Genomic DNA, 20,550 nt, shown 5'->3' with positions numbered 1-20,550 from the left:
TCTAAAATTCGAGAGCTATTTTTTTACGTCCATATAAACTTAAAATCTAAATCTTATATATTTTCGGCAATCCAATCTCCAACTTCTTTGGTTCCATAACTTTTTCCTCCATCAGCTAAATCTTCAGTAACTATACCTTTGTTTAAAGCCTCATTTACAGCATCTCTAATGGCTTTTCCTTCTTCAAGTAAACCAAAATTTTCGAACATCATTGCTGCTGATAAAATAGTAGCCATAGGGTTTGCAATATTCAAACCTGTTGCTTGTGGATAAGAACCATGAATTGGCTCAAACAAACCAATTTTAGCTCCTAAAGACGCACTTGGCATTAAACCCATAGAACCAGAAATTACAGAAGCTTCATCTGTTAAAATATCTCCGAATAAATTTTCTGTAATTAATACATCATAACTATTTGGCCATTGTACTAAACGCATTGCAACTGCATCTACAAACTCATAAGAAACTGTAACTTCTGGATAGTCTTTTTCCATTGCTTGCACAGTTTCTCTCCATAAACGTGATGTTTCTAAAACGTTGGCTTTATCTACACAACACAATTTTTTAGAACGTGTCATTGCCAATTCGAAACCTTTTTTTGCTAACCTTATTACCTCAGCTCTTGTATAAACACAATTATCGAAAGCAGTTTCTCCATCATCTCTTCTACCCTTTTCACCAAAGTAAATTCCACCTGTTAATTCACGTAAAAAAACCAAATCAGTTCCTTCTATTCGTTCTCTTTTTAAAGGGGATTTATCTAATAAAGAAGGAAATGTAAATGTTGGTCTAACATTCGCAAACAAACCTAATTTTTTACGCATTTTTAACAATCCTTGTTCTGGACGAACTTTTGCAGAGGGATCATTATCAAACCTTGGATGCCCGATTGCACCAAATAAAACTGCATCAGAACTTACACAAATTTCATGGGTTTCATCAGGATAAGGTTCTCCAACAGCATCAATGGCTGCTGCACCAGTTAAAGCTGGTCTCCAAGTAATTTCGTGATTAAACTTTTTTGCAATTGCATCAGATACTTTTACTGCTTGATCTATAACTTCTGGTCCAATTCCATCTCCAGCTAATAAGGCTATTTTTAGTTTCATTTTGTTGTTTGTTTATAAAGTTTAAAGTTTATAAAGTTTTAAAGTTGTTGTTTTCATGTTCTAACTAGAACTTTTTGAACTTTCAACTTTCTAACTTTTAAACTAAATAATATTCAGCATTTTTTCGGTTGCTTTGATTGCAGATACTGTTTGATCTGAATCTAAACCATGCGTAATAAATTCTTTTTTATCTTGTTTCCAAGTAATAATTGTTTCGCATAAAGCATCAGAATTACTTCCTGGAGGAATTCTTACAGCGTAATCTATCAACTTTGGTAGTTCCTTTTTACTGTGCGTTTTGTATAACTTTTTTAATGCATTCATAAAAGCATCAAATTGTCCATCTCCTTGCGCATGTGCTTCGTATAATACACCTTCGACTCTTAACTGCAATGTAGTTGAGGGCTTTAAACCTCTAGCATGTCCTAAAACATAATTTTCTACAACAATCCTTTTTTCTATGGTATCAGAATCTAGTACATCAGAAATAATATATGGCAAATCTTCTTGAGAAACTACTTCTTTTTTATCTCCTAATTCAATTATTCTTTGTGTAACTTTTTTTAATTCCTCATCATTTAAACTGATACCCAAATCTTGTAAATTCTTCTGAATATTTGCTTTTCCAGATGTTTTACCTAATGCATATTTGCGTTTTCTACCAAAACGTTCTGGCATTAAATCGTTAAAATAAAGATTGTTTTTGTTATCTCCATCAGCATGAATTCCTGCAGTTTGCGTAAAAACATTGGCGCCAACAACTGGCTTATTTACAGGAATTCGAAAACCTGAAAACGTTTCTACTAGCTTACTAACTTTGTGCAATGCTTTTTCGTTTGCAGTGATTTTTACATCCGTTAAAAAATCATTAATTACAGCAATTACACTGGCCATTGGTGCATTTCCTGCACGTTCACCCATTCCATTTATAGTTAAATGCAAACCGTTTGCGCCAGCTTTTACAGCTTGCATAACGTTTGCAACACCTAAATCATAATCATTATGACCATGAAAATCGATATGAGAATTTGGATATTTTTTACGAACTTCATGTATAAAGATAAACGTTTCTTCAGGCGTTAAAATCCCTAAAGTATCTGGCAATAAAATACGCTCTATTTTTTGAGTTGATAAAAAATCTAAATATTCAAAAACATAGTCTTTCGAATTTCGCATTCCATTAGACCAATCTTCTAAATAGACATTTGTTTTTATATTGTTTTTAGCGGCTAAATCAATGGTGCTTTTAATATCAGAAAAATGCTCTTTTGGCGTTTTTTTAAGCTGATGTGTTAGATGATTTAGAGAACCTTTGGTTAATAAGTTCTGAACTTTTGCTCCAGATTCTAGCATCCATTCTATAGATTTTCCATCATCAACAAAAGTTAAAACCTCAATATTTTGTATTTGATTATTTTGAGATGCCCAAGAAGTTATTTTTTGAACAGCTTCCAACTCTCCTTCTGAAACTCTTGCAGATGCAATTTCTAAACGATCTACTTTTAATTCTTCTAAAAGTAATTTAGCTATGGTTAATTTCTCGGAAACTGAAAACGATACTCCAGAGGTTTGTTCTCCATCTCGTAAAGTGGTATCCATTATTTCAATCTTTCTATTTGCCATTTATCAATTTTAAATAGAATTCTTAAAAAGGTCTTGTTTCAGCAAAAGCAGAAATTTCGTTTTCGATATTTTTTAAATAATCAATATCATCAAAACCATTTAACATATTGTCTTTTTTGTACGCATTGATTTCAAAAGATTCAGATTCTCCTGTTGCCAATAGCGTAACTGTTTGATTTGGTAAATCGACTTTAATTTCTGTTTTTGGATCTGCCATAATTGCTGCAAATAATGTATCTGAAAATTCTGGAGAAACTTCTACAGGTAAAACTCCGATATTTAAACAGTTTCCTTTAAAAATATCTGCAAATGCTGATGAAATTACACAACGTAAACCAAAATCGTATACAGACCAAGCTGCATGCTCTCTAGAGGATCCAGAGCCAAAATTTCTTCCTCCAACCAAAATTTTAGAGCCTGCATAGATTTCTTTGTTTAAAGGAAAATCTGCTTTTGGGGTTCCATCTTGATTGTATCTCCAATCACGAAAAAAGTTGATATCAAAATCTTTACGCTCGGTTGCTTTTAAAAAACGAGCTGGAATTATTTGATCTGTATCTACATTTTCGGTTGGTAATGGATATGCTGTACTTGTTAATACATTAAATTTATCGTAAGCCATTGTTTTGTTGTTTGTAAAGTTTTAAAGTTTCAAAGTTTCAAAGTTCTCACTTTTGAGAACATTCTAACATTTTACTTTCCAACTTTTGTACTTTTATACTCTATAACTTTTATACTAATAATGTTCTTGGGTCAGTTACTACTCCTTCTACTGCAGATGCTGCAGCCACTAAAGGACTTGCTAATAAAGTTCTAGAACCAGGTCCTTGACGCCCTTCAAAGTTTCTGTTTGATGTAGAAACCGACAATTTTCCTGATGGAATTTTATCATCATTCATAGCCAAACATGCAGAACATCCTGGTTCTCTTAACTCGAAACCTGAATCTGTAATTATTTTATCTAAACCTTCTGCTTTAATTTGATCTACCACTTTATGAGAACCTGGCACTAACCAAGCTGTTACATTGTCTGCTTTTTTACGTCCTTCTACAATAGAACAAAAAGCTCTAAAATCTTCAATTCTCCCATTTGTACAAGATCCAAGGAATACAAAATCAATTGGTTTTCCTATCATAGAATCGCCCTCACTAAAAGACATATAGCCTAAAGATTTTTTGTAGGTTTCTGCACCACCTCCAGCATTTGCTGCAGTTGGAATGGTTTTTGTTACACCCATTCCCATTCCTGGGTTTGTACCATAAGTAATCATTGGTTCAATATTTGATGCTTCATAATTAAATTCAATATCGAACTTGGCATCTTTATCTGTATGTAACGTTTCCCAATATTTCATGGCTTTATCCCAATCTGCTCCTTTTGGAGTTTGAGAGCGACCTTTTATATATTCGAAAGTTTTTGAATCTGGAGCAATCATTCCACCTCTTGCACCCATTTCTATAGATAAATTACAAACTGTCATTCTACCTTCCATAGACATATCTTGAAAAACATCTCCTGCATATTCAACAAAATATCCTGTAGCACCTGAAGTAGTTTGTTTAGAAATAATGTATAAAGCAACATCTTTAGGCGTTACTCCCAACCCTAATTTACCATTTACATTAATACGCATTTTTTTAGGTTTTGGTTGCATAATGCATTGTGTAGACAACACCATTTCTACTTCAGATGTTCCTATACCAAAGGCAATTGCGCCAAAAGCGCCATGAGTTGATGTATGAGAATCTCCGCAAACAATAGTTGCTCCAGGTAATGTTATTCCGTTTTCTGGACCTACAACATGCACAATTCCGTTATTTTCGTCACCTAAACCCCAATGAGAAATTCCGTATTTTGCAGAATTTCTTTCTAAAGCATCTAACTGGTTTGCAGACAAAGCATCTTCTACGGGTAAATGTTGATTTATTGTAGGTGTATTATGATCTGCAGTAGCAAAAGTACGTTCTGGATAAACAACACTATTACCTCTTGTTTCTATGCCTAAAAAAGCAACAGGACTAGTAACCTCGTGAATAAAGTGACGATCTATAAAAAACACATCTGGTCCATCTTTTACACTACGCACTACATGCGAATCCCAAACTTTGTCAAATAATGTTTTTGCCATTTTTGTATTTTTTTCTTGGTTTTAATATCAGCTACCAAATGTAAGTTTATTATTAGAAATTTTGCTTTTAATTTGTGCTTTCTTATGATATTCAAAGTGTTTGAAATGATTTAAATATTTGATAATTAGACTTTTAAATTATTTGTAAATACGATGCCTACTTATTTTTGTGGGTTTCTATTTTTCTTTACTACTCTATTCATTTTTCTTTTGCATTGATGAATAACGAATCGAGTTCAGCAAAGGCTTCAACAAAATAGAGCCAAATATTCTGCAAAAACATAAGACATAAGTTTTGGCTTAAATCTTTCTTTTTTCAGTAAGCGTAAGTCGTAAAATAAATAGAAATAAAACGTAGTGGTTTAAATATTGATTCTAATAGAAACAGTATTTTAATTGGTTTATATAACTCAAATATTAAGAAGATTGAAGAGTAAATTAGTTTTAAAAAACTCAAAATAAATCTTAACTTATAATTTCAATTCAAACTCAAAATGTCAGGCTGAGCGTCTCAAAGACCTAACAACTTAGATATAAAATAACTTTATAAAACCCAAACTTACTTCTATTCACGTACCTTACAATCTTAAACCGAAACTATGTATGTAAATTTATTGTCTTGTACTGCGCAAAAACCAGATAAAAGAGCTATTGCCAAATGTATTGCAGAAATATCTGTGAATGTGAGTGAGTCTTTAGCATATGAATTTACAGAAATTCTTTTAGAAGGTGATGTTGTAGATTTTGAGATAAATGATAAAAATACAGGTTCTGCTTTAAGAGCTTTGCGAAAATTAGATATTGATTATGAGATTATTGAATAATACTAATTAAATTAGAATAGAAAAAAAACTTAACAAAGCAAGAGAAAATTTGGAAATAATTACTGCACAAATCAACTAATATTTTTAAAAACTAAATCTACAACTGCTTTAAAACAGCATCAATATTCACCTTGTGTGCTAAATCTGAACCTTCACTTAATGTTGCAGAAACACCACAAGCTACTCCCCAGCGTAAAATATTTTTTGGAGTTTCGTTTTTTATAATTCCGTAAATTAAGCCAGCTACCATACTATCTCCTGCTCCAATAGTACTTTTTACAGATATTACAGGTGCTTTCACATAGGTTATTCCTTTTTCGTGTGCCATAAATGCACCTTCTTTCCCTAAAGAAACAACTACATATTTTGCAATTTTATCAACAACCATTTTTAATGCAAATGCTTCTCTTTCTTTTTTTGTCAAACTTTCTTTGCCTGCTAAACGCGCTAATTCTTTTTGATTTGGCTTTATTAAAAACAGTTCATTTTTTAATACCTCATTAAAAACGGGTCCAGAAGTATCTACAATTACTTTTACGTTTTTTGCCTTTACATTTTGAATAATTTTAGTATAATAGTTTACGGGTAATCCTTTTGGCAAACTTCCACTAATTACCAAAATATCATTCTCTAAAACTTGTTCATTAATAAGTTTTTCTAAAGCTGCCATTTCGTTTTCAGAAAAAGCCGCTGTTGGCATTCCAAATCTGTATTGCAACTTGGTTTTATTATTAAAAACGGCAAAGTTTTCTCTTGTTAAAACAGCAATTGGTGTAGCAAAAACTTCTATATGGTCTTCTTGCAATAATTCTATTAAGTGCTCACCAGTTTTACCACCAAAAGGGAACAAACAATGACTTTCTATTTTTAATCGATTTAAAACTCTAGAAATATTAATGCCTCCACCTCCAGGATGATAGGTAATATCATGACATTCTAATTTATCAAAAGGTGTCATGTCTACAATTGTTGCACTTTTATCTAAAGCCGGATTTATGGTTAAGGTAACTACTTTCATTTTTTTCTTTTATTGATAAAGTAAATATAATTAATAAATAATTTTATGATTTTATTCAGAAAAATTTAATTTTATAAATAGATTATTTTACTTTTCTGATTTGCCCTCATTCTTCCAGAATTTAATAAATAACAAATTCCTTCATTTTTACTTCTGAAAAAAAATAATATTAAACTAAATAAGCAAAAAACCTCAATAAATCCAGAGGAAATATTGAGGTTTTTATTGCAAGAAAGTTAAACTTTAAAGTCTACTTAACAAATCTGCTTTTTTGTTTTCGAATTCTTGTTCGGTTAAAATACCTTTGTCTTTTAAACCTGCTATTTTTTCGATTTTTGTAAAAATATCTTCTTCGAAAGCACTTGTATTGTTGGTTGCCACTGGAATAGGTGCTTGTATAATTTGTTCAGGTTGATTTTGAAGAACAGATTGAATTTTAGTATTATTTACCGGATTTTGTTTGTTATTACCTCCAGAGATAATTGGTAATTGATTTAAATCCACATTACCATACTGACTTGTAAATGATACAGAATAAGTCCCACTTTGTTGTTGTCCTGTTCCTCCTATTTGATGATCTAAAGTATCAAAAATAGTTACTTTTCCGTTTTCTTGAATTGCTAATCGATGTATGTTCGAAAAAATAGCATAACTGGTATTATTTTGACTACCTGTAGAGTTTGGAAAACCTAAATCTCCCCACCAATTCCCAGCATTTCCAGACATAAAACCATTTTGATTTTGCACTTTTGGTAATGGCTTATATTGAATTCCTCCTTGATTTATTAAATTAGAAAGTTCCATGCACAAGTTATCTACAGTTGCTTTTAATCCGTTGTTAAACATATCTCCAACCATGGTCATTCCACCTAACATCCATTGACCTCCACCACCTAATTCTGAAATATTAAACTGAGCCATTGTTCCTCCACTTCTCATTAATCCCTGCGTTAAATCTGTAACTGCGTTTGCACTAATTCCATATCTATTTGCTACATTTATCATGTTTTGAAAACTAGCATCTGTGAATATAGTATTCATATTTTATTACTTATATATTGTTTTAAAAATCTTCAGGTGAAAATTTTACAACAAAGGTAGCGTTAAGTATTACCAATATGCTTGTTTTATCAAGATGTTTAGCTATTGTGCTTTTTATATTTTAATTTCATAGAATTTTCAAGATTTTCAATAACTCTGTTTTTCCTTGATTTGTAGCACCTCACTCATAAAATATCTTAACATGGAAAAATAAGGTATGTATTTCATTCAAATAATAATCCATTTTTTTACACAGTTAAATCTATTTTTATGTATACTTTTCATTTATTTTGGTAACAATGATTGCAAAAATTAGAAATTGATTCCCGAAAAATGTAACAAATACCTTAGTTTGGTCGTCTAAAATAGTGAATCATTTTAGCAGCTAACCATGAAAAAAATTCTCTTTCCTTTCTTATTAATTCTATTGTTATCTAATTGTACTTCTCAAAAAAACTCTGAAGATTTTATAAATACAACTTCTGGACGTTATTTATTTAACGCAAATGAAGTTTTAGAAATTTATTTTGAAAATGCAGAAATGCACGCAAAATGGCGTGGAAATAATGATATAGAATTATTAAAAGTAGATGATAATTCTTTTTATATGAAAGAGCTAAATGAGAAAATGATTTTTGTAAGTAACCCAAAAATGCATATAGAATTAGCTCCAAAAACAGAACATGATGGAGTTTTATATCACTTTGAAAAAATGAAAAAAGGTGAGAAAACACCAGATGAATATTTTAAAGCACAAGAATATGATAAGGCTTTAGTAGCTTTTAAAGACATTCAAGAAAAAGATTCTTTAAACCCAAATATTAGAGAACGTGACATCAATAGAATTGGTTACAATTATATTAGAAATAACGAATACGATTTGGCTATCGAAATCTTTAAAATTAATATTGCTCTTTACCCAAAAAGTTCAAATGTGTACGATAGTATGGCTGAAGCTTACTTATCTAAAAAAGACACCTTAAATGCCATCGAATATTACCAACAAGCTTTGGCTATTAATCCTGAAAAATCGAATGCAAAAAAGGCATATTTAAAATTAACAGCTAAATAATTATGACTCTCGAAGAATTACAATATCCAATAGGAAAAGCACATATACCAGCAAATATCTCAAAAAAGAATATTGAAAATTGGATATCTGATATTGAACGGTTTCCTCATGAATTAGAATATTTAGTTAGAGAACTCTCAGATAATCAATTAGACACTCCTTACAGAGAAAATGGTTGGACAATAAGACAAGTAATACATCATTGTTATGACAGTCATCATAATTCTTACACCCGCTTTAAATGGGCTTTAACTGAAAATAACCCTGTCATAAAAGTGTACTATGAAGAACTTTGGGCTGATTTAGATGATTCTAAAAATGGTCCAATTTTATTAACTATTGATGCTTTAAAAGGCTTGCATGCAAAATGGGTATATTTCTTAAGAGGTTTATCTGACAAAGATTTAGAGAAAACATTTATTCATCCTTCAGGAAATGAAGCTATAAGTTTAAAGAAAAATATTGGGATTTATGGTTGGCATTGTCAGCATCATTATGCACATATAGCCCAATTAATGATCCGAAAAGGATGGAAATAACTGAGGCGCTCTGATTTGTATTTTTACTAAAAAATATAGTATCTTTAAATTTCAAATTTACGAGATAATGAAAACCGCCCAAGAATATTTTGATGAATATGCTGTAAGTCATCAAAATGAAACCAATAAAGCCATTCACTACATTTGTGTTCCTTTGATATTTTTTAGTGTGATTGGTTTGTTAATGAGTATTCCAACAACTTTTTTAGAAAATACTTTTGGTTTGTATAACCCATTATTAGAAAACTGGGCTGTAATGGTTACACTGTTTATTTCCATATTTTATCTAAGATTAGGTTTCTGGTTTTTTATAGAAATGCTATTTGTAATCCTATTATGCATTATTGGTAATTTTTGGATTAGCAATAACGCAAATTTATTTTATGTTTCTATAACCATTTTTGTTTTGGCTTGGATTGGTCAGTTTTATGGTCATAAAGTTGAAGGTGCAAAACCATCATTTTTAAAGGATTTAGAATTTTTACTAATTGGGCCACTTTGGGTGATTCAGAAGTTAGGACAGAAGAAATAATATGAAATCAGAAATAACTTTCGAAGATTTTTTAAAAGTTGATATAAGAATTGGAACTATTATAGAAGTAAATGATTTTCCAAAAGCCAGAAAACCTGCCTATCAACTTACCATAGATTTTGGTGCTTTAGGCACTAAAAAATCGAGTGCACAAATAACAGATTTATATACCAAAGAAGAACTTTTAAAGAAACAAGTTTCTGCAATTATCAACTTTAAACCGAGACAAATTGCAAATTTTATAAGTGAAGTTTTGGTTTTAGGAGTTTATAATACAGATGGAAATGTGGTTTTATTAAAAGCTTCTAAAACTGTAAAAAATGGTGAACAGGTTAGTTAGTTTTTAGTTTTTAGGTTTTAGGTTTTAGAAAAAATGAAAACTTTTTTAACATGGAACCTTTGAAACGTTAAACTACCTTCTAGGATTATTCAAAATCACCAAAGCTCCAATAACCCCAGGAATCCAGCCACAAAGGGTTAGTAAAAAAATAATAAAGAAAGAACCACAACCTTTATCGATCACAGAAAGTGGAGGAAAAATGATTGCGAATAAAACTCTAAAGATGCTCATTTATAAACGTAGTTGGTTATATCCATAAGACGTTTTATTCTTAGTTTTGTTACAAAGTTGGGTATTTACTAAGTTTAAATCTTCGTTTCTAAAACTTCTCGATACAATTTTCTCCTAAAGTCGAAAATCACTCGAAGTGACAATCCTTAATTAACCACTTTGAATCTTTGAAACTTTGAAACTTTGAAACTTAAAAACTACATCTTATCTCCAAAGAAAATGGTATTCATTAACAACTTATTTGTACCAAACCAAAAAGCTCTAAAGTTTGTGTTATCTGTAAAAACAACCACTCTACCTTTACCAAACCTTTGTACTTTAAATGGCACAGTATTAGGAATCACTTTGGCATTTTCTTTAGATATATAACCACTTAACAATGGATTTGAAGTATATTGAATTGGATTGTTATAACTACGATTATCTGCTTTAATGAACATCGTAGAATTCCTAAACAAGGCTATTTTATCATTTTTATAACCAAAATTTATAGGATGAGATCTATCTACTTTTGCTTCGAAAATGGCACCTCCAATAACTTGTGCTCCAGATTGTAAAGACCTATCTTCAAAAGAAACATTTAGAATAGAATCTTTTTTTGTGCTCTCAAAATCTAACGTAATCATTTTATTACTTGTCAACCATCTTGCTGTATTTTGGTAACCCACTATAACACCTCCATTTTGTGTCCAAGTTTTTAGTTTTTCAATCGCAGATTTTTCTAAACTACTGCTTGGAATTACAATGTGTGTATATTTATCAATATCTATTCTATTAAAATCGCGCGTATCTAAACGTGTTAAATGCATATCAAAACGTTGGTCGAACAAATGCCAAATTTCTCCAGAATCGTTTCCAGAAATTCCATCTCCTACTAACATAGCTACTTTTGGTTTTGTAATTGCTTCGAAATTACCAGAACCTAAATCTATACCTTCATTTAAACCTGTTGTAACTCCTACAATTTTTAAATGACTTTCAGTTGCTACATCCCTTAAAAACTCATACAATTCAGCAGCATTCAATTCTTGATTTTGTACAGGTATAAAAACAGTTCCATAATCATAAGAATTTCCAGCATTTTTAAAGTTCTTCATAGAAACTTTTGCTCTAATTCCTTTTTGTAAAATGGTGTTTAAAGCGTTTGGTGAGTAATATTCATTCCAAGGTATTAAGTATCCATAATCACTTTTAAAGGATACACTTCCTGCATTCATTTTTAAATCTGTAATTTCATTTCCAGCCTTAGAAAGTGAAATGTTTTCAGCATAATCAACACCAAAAGCATGGTTAAAAGTCCAAGCTGAAATATCATAAAATAAACTGTCTTTAAATGTTTTACGAACATCGAACATGGCTTTTACCAAACGTTGATTTTTCTGATTCATGGGTACAACATAACTATACCCTTTTTTAAAGGTTTTACCATTTTCTGTAAAATCATCTTTAATTTCATGGATTTTAATTTTATGCTTTTGCATCACTTCTGCCAAATGAAAACTTTTTGCAGCGTCTTTCTCATCACCAAAAACGATGGCTTTACTAGTTCCAGTATTTCTAGATTCTTGATAAAAATCTTGCTGATATTGTAAGATTTTTACCCTCATATTTTTGGCAGCTTCTAACGTAGATAATGCTGTAGTAAACTGATTTCTAATGGTAAAAGGGAATGTTAGAATTCCGTTTTCGGTTTCTTGCGCATGCCCTCTAGAACTTGCTTGCTCAAACAAAATTCCTATACTTCCATTAATGTCTGGAAATGTAGAACCTTTGCCATAATAAAAATCATCAAAACTTTCTTCTGAATAATATAAAGAACCTATTTTATCCAAAGCTTTTGCATGATAGGTTGCAATTTCTTTAGTTAAATCTTGATTCAATTGTGGCGTTAACGGATTTGTTCTACTTGGAATTCCTGGTTGAAAAAAGAAGCTAGAATTGCTTCCCATTTCATGATGATCTGTTAAAATATTTGGCAACCATTTATGGAAACTCTCTATTCTTGCACTACTTTCTGGTAATTGAACAGGCAACCAATCTCTGTTCATATCAAACTGATAATGGTTCGTTCTTCCTCTTGGCCAAATTTCAGAATATTCTCTATCATTTGGATCTGGGTTTATATTTTTGCTTCTATTGGTATTTGCCCAATAAGCAAAACGTTGCAAACCATCAGGATTAAAAGATGGATCGAAAAGTATCACAGTATTATTTAATAAATCATCAATATTATCAGCTGCAGCCAAGTAATAAGCAACTGCTAATGCTGCATTCGAGCCACTTGGCTCATTGCCATGAATGGAAAATCCTTGGTAAACAACAATCGGATTTTTAGAAACATCAACTGAATTATTATTGGTAGCATCAATATGTTTTTTTCTAATACTTTCTAAATTTTTATGGTTTTCTGGTGATGTTATCGTTAATAATAATAAAGGTCTATCTTCATAGGTTTTACCTCTATTTTCTATAGATATTCTATCTGAAGAGGCTGCCAAAACTTTCATGTATTCCACTAATTTGTCATGTGTAATATGCCACTCACCTACTTCATGACCAATTACAGACTCTGGAGTTGGTATATTTTGATTATAAGTTGTGTTTTTTGGCAGATAATAAGATAAATCTACTTTTTGTGCAGATAGAGAATTCGAAATCAGTAAAAATAGGACAAGTATTTTTTTCATTTAATAAAAGTTTAATTTGCTTGTCAAATATAAGAATTCATAAAGTGTCTATTTAAAAATTTAACATTCGAATTATTCAGATCAAAAGAATCAAATTCATTTTTATGAAAAACGATAAACTTTTTATAAAAAAACACTAATTACAATTTTATTATTATATTTGGTTAACCAATTTGGTTGACCAATATTAATGCGCTAAACATTATTATAAAATGAAACTAAAACATAACCAAATTTTATCTGAAAAAAATTTCATTAAAACCTCCATTTTGGTTTTGTTTTTATTGGTAAGTTGTAAGATATTTTCTCAAACAACCCATAATATAACAAATCCAGAAGCATTATCGGGTTTAACATTAGCTCCTGGTGATACTGTTATTTTACAAGATGGTACATATACATCTACTGCAAGAATTAAATTTCCTGCTGGTGCGTCTGGAACAGCTGCAATGCCAATTACTTTTCGACCTCAAACGCCTGGAGGAGTTAAATTTATAGGTGGTTTAAAAATGAGTATTGGAGGAGATTTTCTTATTGTAGATGGTTTTCATTGGAAAGGTGGTTTTGGTGCTAGCAATTTTATCGAATTTAGAGATAGTTCAACCTATGCTAATTTTAGTAAAATTCAAAATTGTGCTATTGATGGTTTGCAAGTAGATCCAGATGATTTACAAGCTGGCACAAGCGTAAAACATAGATGGATTGTATTATATGGCACAAATAATACTGTAATAAATTGTTCTTTTATGAATAAACCAAGTGCTGGAGCATTAATTTTGGTGGAATTAGAATACAACGCATCTCCAGACGATGGCACAACAAACACACGTTGTGCGCAAGTAAACCATACAATTAGCAATAATTATTTCTACAAATATGCTAAAATTGATGCATCTTTAACAAATGCTGGAGATAGTGAAACAATTCGAGTTGGTACCAGTGAATTTCAAAATGTAGATAGCAATACTGCAGTTAGCAATAATTATTTTGTTGAAGCTGATGGTGAAAATGAAATTATTACTAATAAAAGTAAAAACAACAAATACATCAACAATACTTTTAGAAGATCTAGAGGTTCTTTAGTGCTTCGTCATGGATCTAATGCCACAGTTGAAGGCAATTATTTCTTGGGAGAAAATGTAGAAGGAACTGGAGGAATCAGAATTACAGATAGCAATCATACAATTACAAATAATTACATTCAAGATTGTGTAAATATTGCAGATCAAGCAAAATGGAATAATGGTATCACGTTTATTGGTGGTGGAGATAATGCTGATGTAAATTGTAATTCTACAAGTGTTTCAAACGGATATCAAAAATCATTAAATATTAATCTTTCGAACAATACCATTATCAATACAAACGCTCCTTTGTTTTATAACACAGACAAAGGATCAACTAAGGTTACTGGAGCAGTTACGAATAACTTAATTTATTTTGATGCTACTAACCAAAATTTAACGGATGTTATTTCTGGTGATACTCCTAATTCTTACACCAATTTAGGTACTTCTTTAACTTATACAGGCAATGTTTTTAAAGGAACTAATTTAGGAGTAACAAATGCAGGTTTTTCTGAAGATAATGCAATTACAGTTACACCAGATGGTGAAATTTTTACAATTACTGGTGTAACCAACAAAGGTGCTAATTTGGGAGCTTACAAACCAGCAACTGACAATATGGTTGGTAATGGAATTGGCGCTTGCTTTTTAAACAATGTAGGTGCAAACATTACACCTACAAATTGCTCAATTATAATAGGTGAAACTTTAAATGTGAGCAGTTTACCTACAATTTCTGCAAGTGCTAATATTTACCAAGTAACTGTAAATGCAAACGTAAGTTGGACAGCAGTTGTGAATGATGCTTGGATTTCTATGGATATCAATTCAGGAAATGGTGATGCAACAATTTCAGTTACTGTTGATAAAAATGAATCAACTTCTGGCAGAACTGGTTCTATAACTTTTTCTCAGGTTCCTGGTGGAGATGATATCGTTAAAACCTTAACAATATCGCAAGAGGGATTAAATGCAACAGATTTATACAGCCTTATAAATACAGGTATATCAGGTGATAAAGTTGTAGTTCAATCGTACTCAAAACAAGAAGATGATGCTGGAAAAACAAACTTTGCAACAAATACATTAGACAAAGATTTTAATACTCAGTGGACTGCAGATGATGGATCCATTGTTTCTGGTGATTATAAAGGTGATGGAGAATTTATCATTTTTGATTTAGGTGAAGAGTATAAATTAGATTTAATCCAAATCGCTACAGATGATAAAGCAGACCCATATGGAATACAAATTTGGGTTTCTACAACTGGAACAAATCCATCAGATTTTACCAAAGCATTACCTACAACTGGAGATTTGCTAATTACAACAACCACAGGAACAAGAACGGCTTTTGATCAATATGCAATAACCTCAAACGCACGTTATGTAAAGTTAATTTCTTTTGGACGTTTTAATGCAGCTGGAAACAGTAGAAAAAGCGTGTGGACAAATATTACTGAAGTAGAATTTTATGGAGAATCTATAGCATCCTTGTCTACAGATAATTTCGATGTTAAAAATATCTCTATTTACCCAGTTCCTGCAAAAGATTTTTTAAATATTAAATCTAAAATTTCTATCAATCTTTTAAGTGTTTACAGTTTAGATGGTAGATTAATTATCAATCAAAATATTAAAGATTCTAAAAAAGAAATTAAACTAGATATAAGCAAACTTTCAAAAGGTGCTTATTTTATTAAACTACAAAATGAAAGTGGTTTAAATCAATCTAAACTCATTATTATTTCAAATTAATACTCTCAGGATTTTAAATAAAAGAATTCTAAAGAAGCTAGTAATAATTATTACTAGCTTCTTTTTTAGATATTTAGTTTCAATTCAGAACTTAATAAAACCTAAATATTGAATAAATTCAAACTTAAATTATCAAATCAATAAAAAAAATCGAAACGTTTTCTAATTTTACTGAAATACTAATATTATTCGGATATTTGTAAATAAGATATTTTATATTTTTTTGATGATTCCAAATACAGTTTTAGAAACCTTACACAACTCGCTTTCTGGTGATGTTTTATTCGATAACTTACACAAAACCCTGTATGCAACAGACGCATCAGTTTATAGAAAAATTCCATTAGCAGTTGCTTTTCCTAAGGATGAAAATGATATTAAAACTTTAATTGCATTTGCAACCAAAAATAACATCACTTTAATACCAAGAACTGCAGGAACTTCCTTGGCTGGGCAATGTGTTGGAGATGGAATTGTAGTAGATGTCTCTAAACATTTCACCAACATTCTTTCTTTTGATGAACAAGCAAAAACAATAACCCTTCAACCAGGAATTGTTAGAGATTCTTTAAACGATTTTCTAAAGCCTTATGGATTATTTTTTGGTCCAAACACCTCAACTTCTAACAGATGTATGATTGGTGGAATGGTTGGTAATAATTCTTCTGGTAGTACCTCCATAAAATACGGAGTTACACGTGATAAAGTGTTACAAATTGATGCTATTTTAAGTGATGGAAGCACAGCAATTTTTAAAAAAATATCATCTCAAGAATTCATCAATAAGAAAAGAGAACACTCGCTTGAAGGAAAAATTTATACAACAATTTTTGACGAACTTTCTTCAGTAGAAAATCAACAAGAAATAAAAAATGAGTTTCCAAAACCAGAAATTCATAGAAGAAATACGGGTTATGCAGTTGATGAATTTTTAAAATCCGATTTATTTGGAGGCTCAGAATCGACTATAAACGTCGCAAAATTTTTATCAGGTAGTGAAGGAACTTTGGCTTTTTCTACAGCCATTACTTTACAATTAGACAACTTACCTCCTACCGAAAGTATTATGGTTTGTACTCATTTTACGAGTATCAATGAAAGTTTAAAAGCGACTTTAATTGCCATGAATCACAATTTATACAATTGTGAATTAATGGATAAAACCATTTTAGATTGCACAAAAAACAATCGTGAATTAGCTAAAAACAGGTTCTTTTTGCAAGGCGATCCTGAAGCTGTTCTAATGTTAGAAGTTTCTGCAAATACATTGCCAGAAGCAGAAGTTTTAGCGGATGCTTTGATTGAAGATTTAACCAAAAATAATTTCGGATATCATCACCCAAAAGTGTATGGAGCAGATATTGCAAAAGTACATTATTTAAGAAAAGCTGGTTTAGGTGCACTTGGAAATATGGTTGGCGATTTAAAAGCTGTTGCTTGTATTGAGGATACTGCTGTTGCTTTAGAAGATTTGCCTAATTATATTGAAGAGTTTACGAAAATCATGACAAAATATCAGCAAGATGCTGTGTATTATGCACATGCAGGAGCTGGAGAATTGCATTTACGACCTATTTTGAATTTAAAAAAGCAAGAAGATGTTGTGTTGTTTCGTAAAATAACTACGGAAACTGCGCAATTAGTCAAAAAATACAAAGGCTCATTTAGTGGTGAACATGGAGATGGTATTGTACGTGCAGAATTTATTCCGTTGATGATTGGCGAACAAAATTATCAATTGTTAAGAAGAATAAAAAAAGCTTTTGACCCTAAAAACGTTTTTAACCAAGGAAAAATTACAGATGCTTTTTCCATGGACAAAAACTTGCGTTATGAAGTAGATAGAATTGAACCTGAAATTAAAACCATTCAAGATTTTTCTGATAGCGAAGGTATTTTAAAACTTGCTGAAAAATGCAATGGTTCTGGAGATTGCAGAAAACCAGTAGAAGCTGGAGGAACTATGTGTCCCAGTTACAGAGCCACAAAAAATGAAAAAGACACCACAAGAGCAAGAGCGAATACTTTAAGAGAATTTTTAACAAATTCAGAGGAAGCTAATAAGTTTAATCACCAAGAATTAAAAGAAGTTTTCGACTTGTGTTTAAGTTGTAAAGCTTGTGCTTCAGAATGCCCAAGCAATGTGGATATTGCCACTATGAAAGCTGAGTTTTTATATCAATATCAAGAAACAAATGGGTATTCTTTTAGAAATAAAATGTTTGCCAATAATGCCAAATACAATAAGTTAGGCAGTAAATTACCGAAAATAACGAACTTTTTTACAAACTCAATAGTTGCTAAAAAAGTTTTAGGAGTGGCTGTAGAACGTTCAGTTCCTAAATTAGCAAACCAAACTTTAGAGAGTTGGATGAGAAAACATCAGCCAAAAAAATCTAAAAAAATTGTCTATTTATTTAAAGATGAATTTACAAATTATTACGATTCAGAAATTGGAAAAGATGCTGTTTTTCTATTGGAAAAATTAGGGTATGAAGTTAAAAATATTTTCCACTATGAAAGTGGAAGAAGTCATATTTCTAAAGGATTTTTAAAAGAAGCAAAAGAAATTTGCAACAAAAATATTACTGTTTTTAAAGATATAATCACTGATAAAACCCCATTAATTGGTATTGAACCTTCAGCGATTTTGACGTTTAGAGATGAATATATTCGTTTGGCAGATGATAAAACATCCGCAGAAAAAATTGCAAAAAACGTTTTTACTTTCGAAGAATTTTTAGCAAAAGAAATTGAAAAAGAAAATATTGATATTTCACTTTTTACATCAGCAAAGAAAGATATTAAAATTCATGGACATTGTCATCAAAAGGCATTGTCTGGAACACATTCTAGTTTTCAGGTGTTGAATATTCCTAAGAATTACTCTGTAACTATTTTAAATACAGGCTGTTGTGGAATGGCTGGAAGTTTTGGATATGAAAAAGAGCATTATAAAGTTTCCATGCAAGTTGGTGAGGATACGTTGTTTCCAAAAGTAAGAAACACACCAAAAGAGACAGAAATTGCAGCAGCAGGAACCAGTTGCAGACATCAAATTTTTGATGGGACAAAGCGTATTGCAAAACACCCAATAACTATTTTAAAAGAGGCTTTAAAAAAATAATTATGAGCAAAAAAAAATCAAAATACATAGCTGATGAAAATCGCTATGATAAAATGAATTATAGAAGAACAGGAAATAGTGGTTTACTTTTACCTGAACTTTCTTTAGGATTGTGGCATAATTTTGGCAAAAATGACGATTTTACAAATCAAAGAAATCTTTTAAAATGTGCTTTCGATAATGGCATTACACATTTCGATTTGGCAAATAATTATGGACCTCCTCCAGGTTCTGCAGAAAAAAACTTCGGTAAAATTCTAAAAAAAGATTTTAAAAATTATAGAGATGAATTAATCATTTCATCAAAAGCTGGCTATGGTATGTGGCCTGGACCTTATGGAGATTTAGGATCTAAAAAGTTTTTAGTGGCGAGTTTAGACCAAAGTTTACAAAGAATGGGATTGGATTATGTGGATATTTTTTATCATCATAGACCCGATTACGATACTCCTTTAGAAGAAACTATGGGTACTTTAGATTTAATGGTAAGACAAGGAAAAGCCTTGTATGTAGGTATTTCAAATTATCAACCAGAAAGAGCAGCTCAAGCATTTAAAATTTTAAAAGATTTAGGAACACCTTGTTTGATTCATCAACCAAATTACAGCATGTTTAATAGATGGGTAGAAGATGGTTTGTTAGATTTATTAGGAAAAGAACAAGTTGGAACTATTTGTTTTTCGCCATTAGCACAAGGAATGTTAACCAATAAATACATTAATGGATTGCCAAAAGATTCTAGAGCAGTAAAAGAAAGTCCGTTTTTAAATACAGACAAAGTTTTAGAAATGTTGCCAAAAATTAAAGCGCTGAATAAAATTGCTAAAAATAGAAATCAGAATTTAGCACAAATGGCCATTTCTTGGATTTTAAAAGATGACAGAATTACCTCTGTTTTAATTGGCGCAAGTAAAACTGAGCAAATTTTAGATAGTATGAAAGCGATTGAAAATACGGTTTTTTCTGATGAGGAATTGGATGAAATTAATGCTGTTTTGAAGTAAAAAAAACGCACCTTCATGAGCCTAAAATTATTTCCCTTTTACAAATAATATTGTAGTGTAAATTCTGTAACACTTTGATTATGCTATTGCATAAAGAACTTTGAATTCTTTAATTTTATATGCAATACAAAAACTTAGCTCTCATACTTTATAGAATTTGAAATATCTTGATAAAACCAAAAAAAATACTTCATTTTTTTTTGTACTTATCTTTTTATTTAAGTCAAATATAACTGCGCTGTTTGCGCATACACTTTTAGTACTTCAAATTAAAAACAAAAAAAGAGAGCTGATTTCTCAGCTCTCTTGGGATCAATAGTCGTAAATTAATACCCCTAAAAATTTATTTAAACTATTGATTTCTTTTAAAAGACACCCAAACAGATTTGTTCGGGTGCCTAGTAGTGATATAAATAAGTCCCCCAACTTATTTATATACCTAATTAAAT

General features: G+C 30.8%; 16 protein-coding genes. 8 read left to right on the top strand and 8 right to left on the bottom strand.

Annotated features, from left to right (window positions below):
• Positions 1–53: 53 nt before the first annotated feature.
• The 4 genes from leuB to leuC form a co-directional block, all read right to left on the bottom strand.
• Positions 54–1,109, bottom strand: coding sequence for a 3-isopropylmalate dehydrogenase (gene leuB, locus WAO74_RS13165; RefSeq protein WP_422162719.1), 1,056 nt, complete (start codon positions 1,107–1,109; stop codon positions 54–56).
• Positions 1,110–1,211: 102 nt separating this feature from the next.
• Positions 1,212–2,732 carry an alpha-isopropylmalate synthase regulatory domain-containing protein gene (locus WAO74_RS13160; RefSeq protein WP_422162718.1) on the bottom strand — a complete coding sequence of 507 codons (1,521 nt, stop codon included), beginning with the start codon at positions 2,730–2,732 and terminating at the stop codon, positions 1,212–1,214.
• Positions 2,733–2,754: 22 nt separating this feature from the next.
• Complete coding sequence (gene leuD / locus WAO74_RS13155; protein ID WP_422162717.1) at positions 2,755–3,354, bottom strand: 3-isopropylmalate dehydratase small subunit; 600 nt, start codon at positions 3,352–3,354, stop codon at positions 2,755–2,757.
• A 109-nt stretch (positions 3,355–3,463) separates the two neighbouring features.
• Positions 3,464–4,861 carry a 3-isopropylmalate dehydratase large subunit gene (gene leuC / locus WAO74_RS13150; protein ID WP_422162716.1) on the bottom strand — a complete coding sequence of 466 codons (1,398 nt, stop codon included), beginning with the start codon at positions 4,859–4,861 and terminating at the stop codon, positions 3,464–3,466.
• Between the two features lie 599 nt (positions 4,862–5,460).
• Between leuC and WAO74_RS13145 the strand changes: the two genes are divergently transcribed.
• Positions 5,461–5,685, top strand: coding sequence for a hypothetical protein (locus WAO74_RS13145; protein ID WP_422162715.1), 225 nt, complete (start codon positions 5,461–5,463; stop codon positions 5,683–5,685).
• Between the two features lie 97 nt (positions 5,686–5,782).
• Here the strand turns inward: WAO74_RS13145 and WAO74_RS13140 are convergent, their stop codons facing one another.
• Positions 5,783–6,703: a 1-phosphofructokinase family hexose kinase gene (locus WAO74_RS13140; protein ID WP_422162714.1), complete on the bottom strand. Its 921-nt coding sequence runs from the start codon at positions 6,701–6,703 to the stop codon at positions 5,783–5,785.
• 243 nt (positions 6,704–6,946) lie between these two features.
• Positions 6,947–7,744 (bottom strand): SHOCT domain-containing protein, encoded by a 798-nt coding sequence (locus WAO74_RS13135; RefSeq protein ID WP_422162713.1) that lies wholly within the window; start codon positions 7,742–7,744, stop codon positions 6,947–6,949.
• A 391-nt stretch (positions 7,745–8,135) separates the two neighbouring features.
• On the opposite strand from WAO74_RS13135, the gene WAO74_RS13130 reads away from it, so the two are divergent.
• The 4 genes from WAO74_RS13130 (at position 8,136) to WAO74_RS13115 (ending at position 10,227) form a co-directional block, all read left to right on the top strand.
• Positions 8,136–8,816, top strand: a complete 681-nt coding sequence (locus tag WAO74_RS13130) for a tetratricopeptide repeat protein (protein WP_422162712.1) — start codon at positions 8,136–8,138, stop codon at positions 8,814–8,816.
• Between the two features lie 2 nt (positions 8,817–8,818).
• A complete protein-coding gene (locus WAO74_RS13125; protein ID WP_422162711.1) occupies positions 8,819–9,355 on the top strand; it encodes a YfiT family bacillithiol transferase in 537 nt (178 codons plus the stop codon).
• A 67-nt stretch (positions 9,356–9,422) separates the two neighbouring features.
• Positions 9,423–9,887 (top strand): DUF962 domain-containing protein, encoded by a 465-nt coding sequence (locus tag WAO74_RS13120; RefSeq protein ID WP_422162710.1) that lies wholly within the window; start codon positions 9,423–9,425, stop codon positions 9,885–9,887.
• A gap of 1 nt (position 9,888) precedes the next feature.
• Positions 9,889–10,227 (top strand): tRNA-binding protein, encoded by a 339-nt coding sequence (locus WAO74_RS13115; RefSeq protein WP_422162709.1) that lies wholly within the window; start codon positions 9,889–9,891, stop codon positions 10,225–10,227.
• Positions 10,228–10,299: 72 nt separating this feature from the next.
• Here WAO74_RS13115 and WAO74_RS13110 read toward each other — a convergent pair whose 3' ends face one another.
• Complete coding sequence (locus tag WAO74_RS13110; RefSeq protein ID WP_422162708.1) at positions 10,300–10,458, bottom strand: YqaE/Pmp3 family membrane protein; 159 nt, start codon at positions 10,456–10,458, stop codon at positions 10,300–10,302.
• A gap of 197 nt (positions 10,459–10,655) precedes the next feature.
• A complete protein-coding gene (locus WAO74_RS13105; RefSeq protein WP_422162707.1) occupies positions 10,656–13,145 on the bottom strand; it encodes a M14 family zinc carboxypeptidase in 2,490 nt (829 codons plus the stop codon).
• A gap of 212 nt (positions 13,146–13,357) precedes the next feature.
• On the opposite strand from WAO74_RS13105, the gene WAO74_RS13100 reads away from it, so the two are divergent.
• From WAO74_RS13100 to mgrA, 3 genes are all read left to right on the top strand, one after another.
• Positions 13,358–15,970, top strand: a complete 2,613-nt coding sequence (locus WAO74_RS13100; RefSeq protein ID WP_422162706.1) for a chondroitinase-B domain-containing protein — start codon at positions 13,358–13,360, stop codon at positions 15,968–15,970.
• 226 nt (positions 15,971–16,196) lie between these two features.
• Positions 16,197–19,097 (top strand): FAD-binding and (Fe-S)-binding domain-containing protein, encoded by a 2,901-nt coding sequence (locus WAO74_RS13095; RefSeq protein WP_422162705.1) that lies wholly within the window; start codon positions 16,197–16,199, stop codon positions 19,095–19,097.
• A 2-nt stretch (positions 19,098–19,099) separates the two neighbouring features.
• Positions 19,100–20,101 carry an L-glyceraldehyde 3-phosphate reductase gene (gene mgrA / locus WAO74_RS13090; RefSeq protein WP_422162704.1) on the top strand — a complete coding sequence of 334 codons (1,002 nt, stop codon included), beginning with the start codon at positions 19,100–19,102 and terminating at the stop codon, positions 20,099–20,101.
• Positions 20,102–20,550 lie beyond the last annotated feature (449 nt).

Origin of the sequence: Polaribacter sp., from assembly GCF_049276715.1 — a bacterium.
In the GTDB taxonomy this organism is placed as follows: domain Bacteria; phylum Bacteroidota; class Bacteroidia; order Flavobacteriales; family Flavobacteriaceae; genus Polaribacter.
This window is presented reverse-complemented; position numbering and strand designations above follow the sequence as displayed.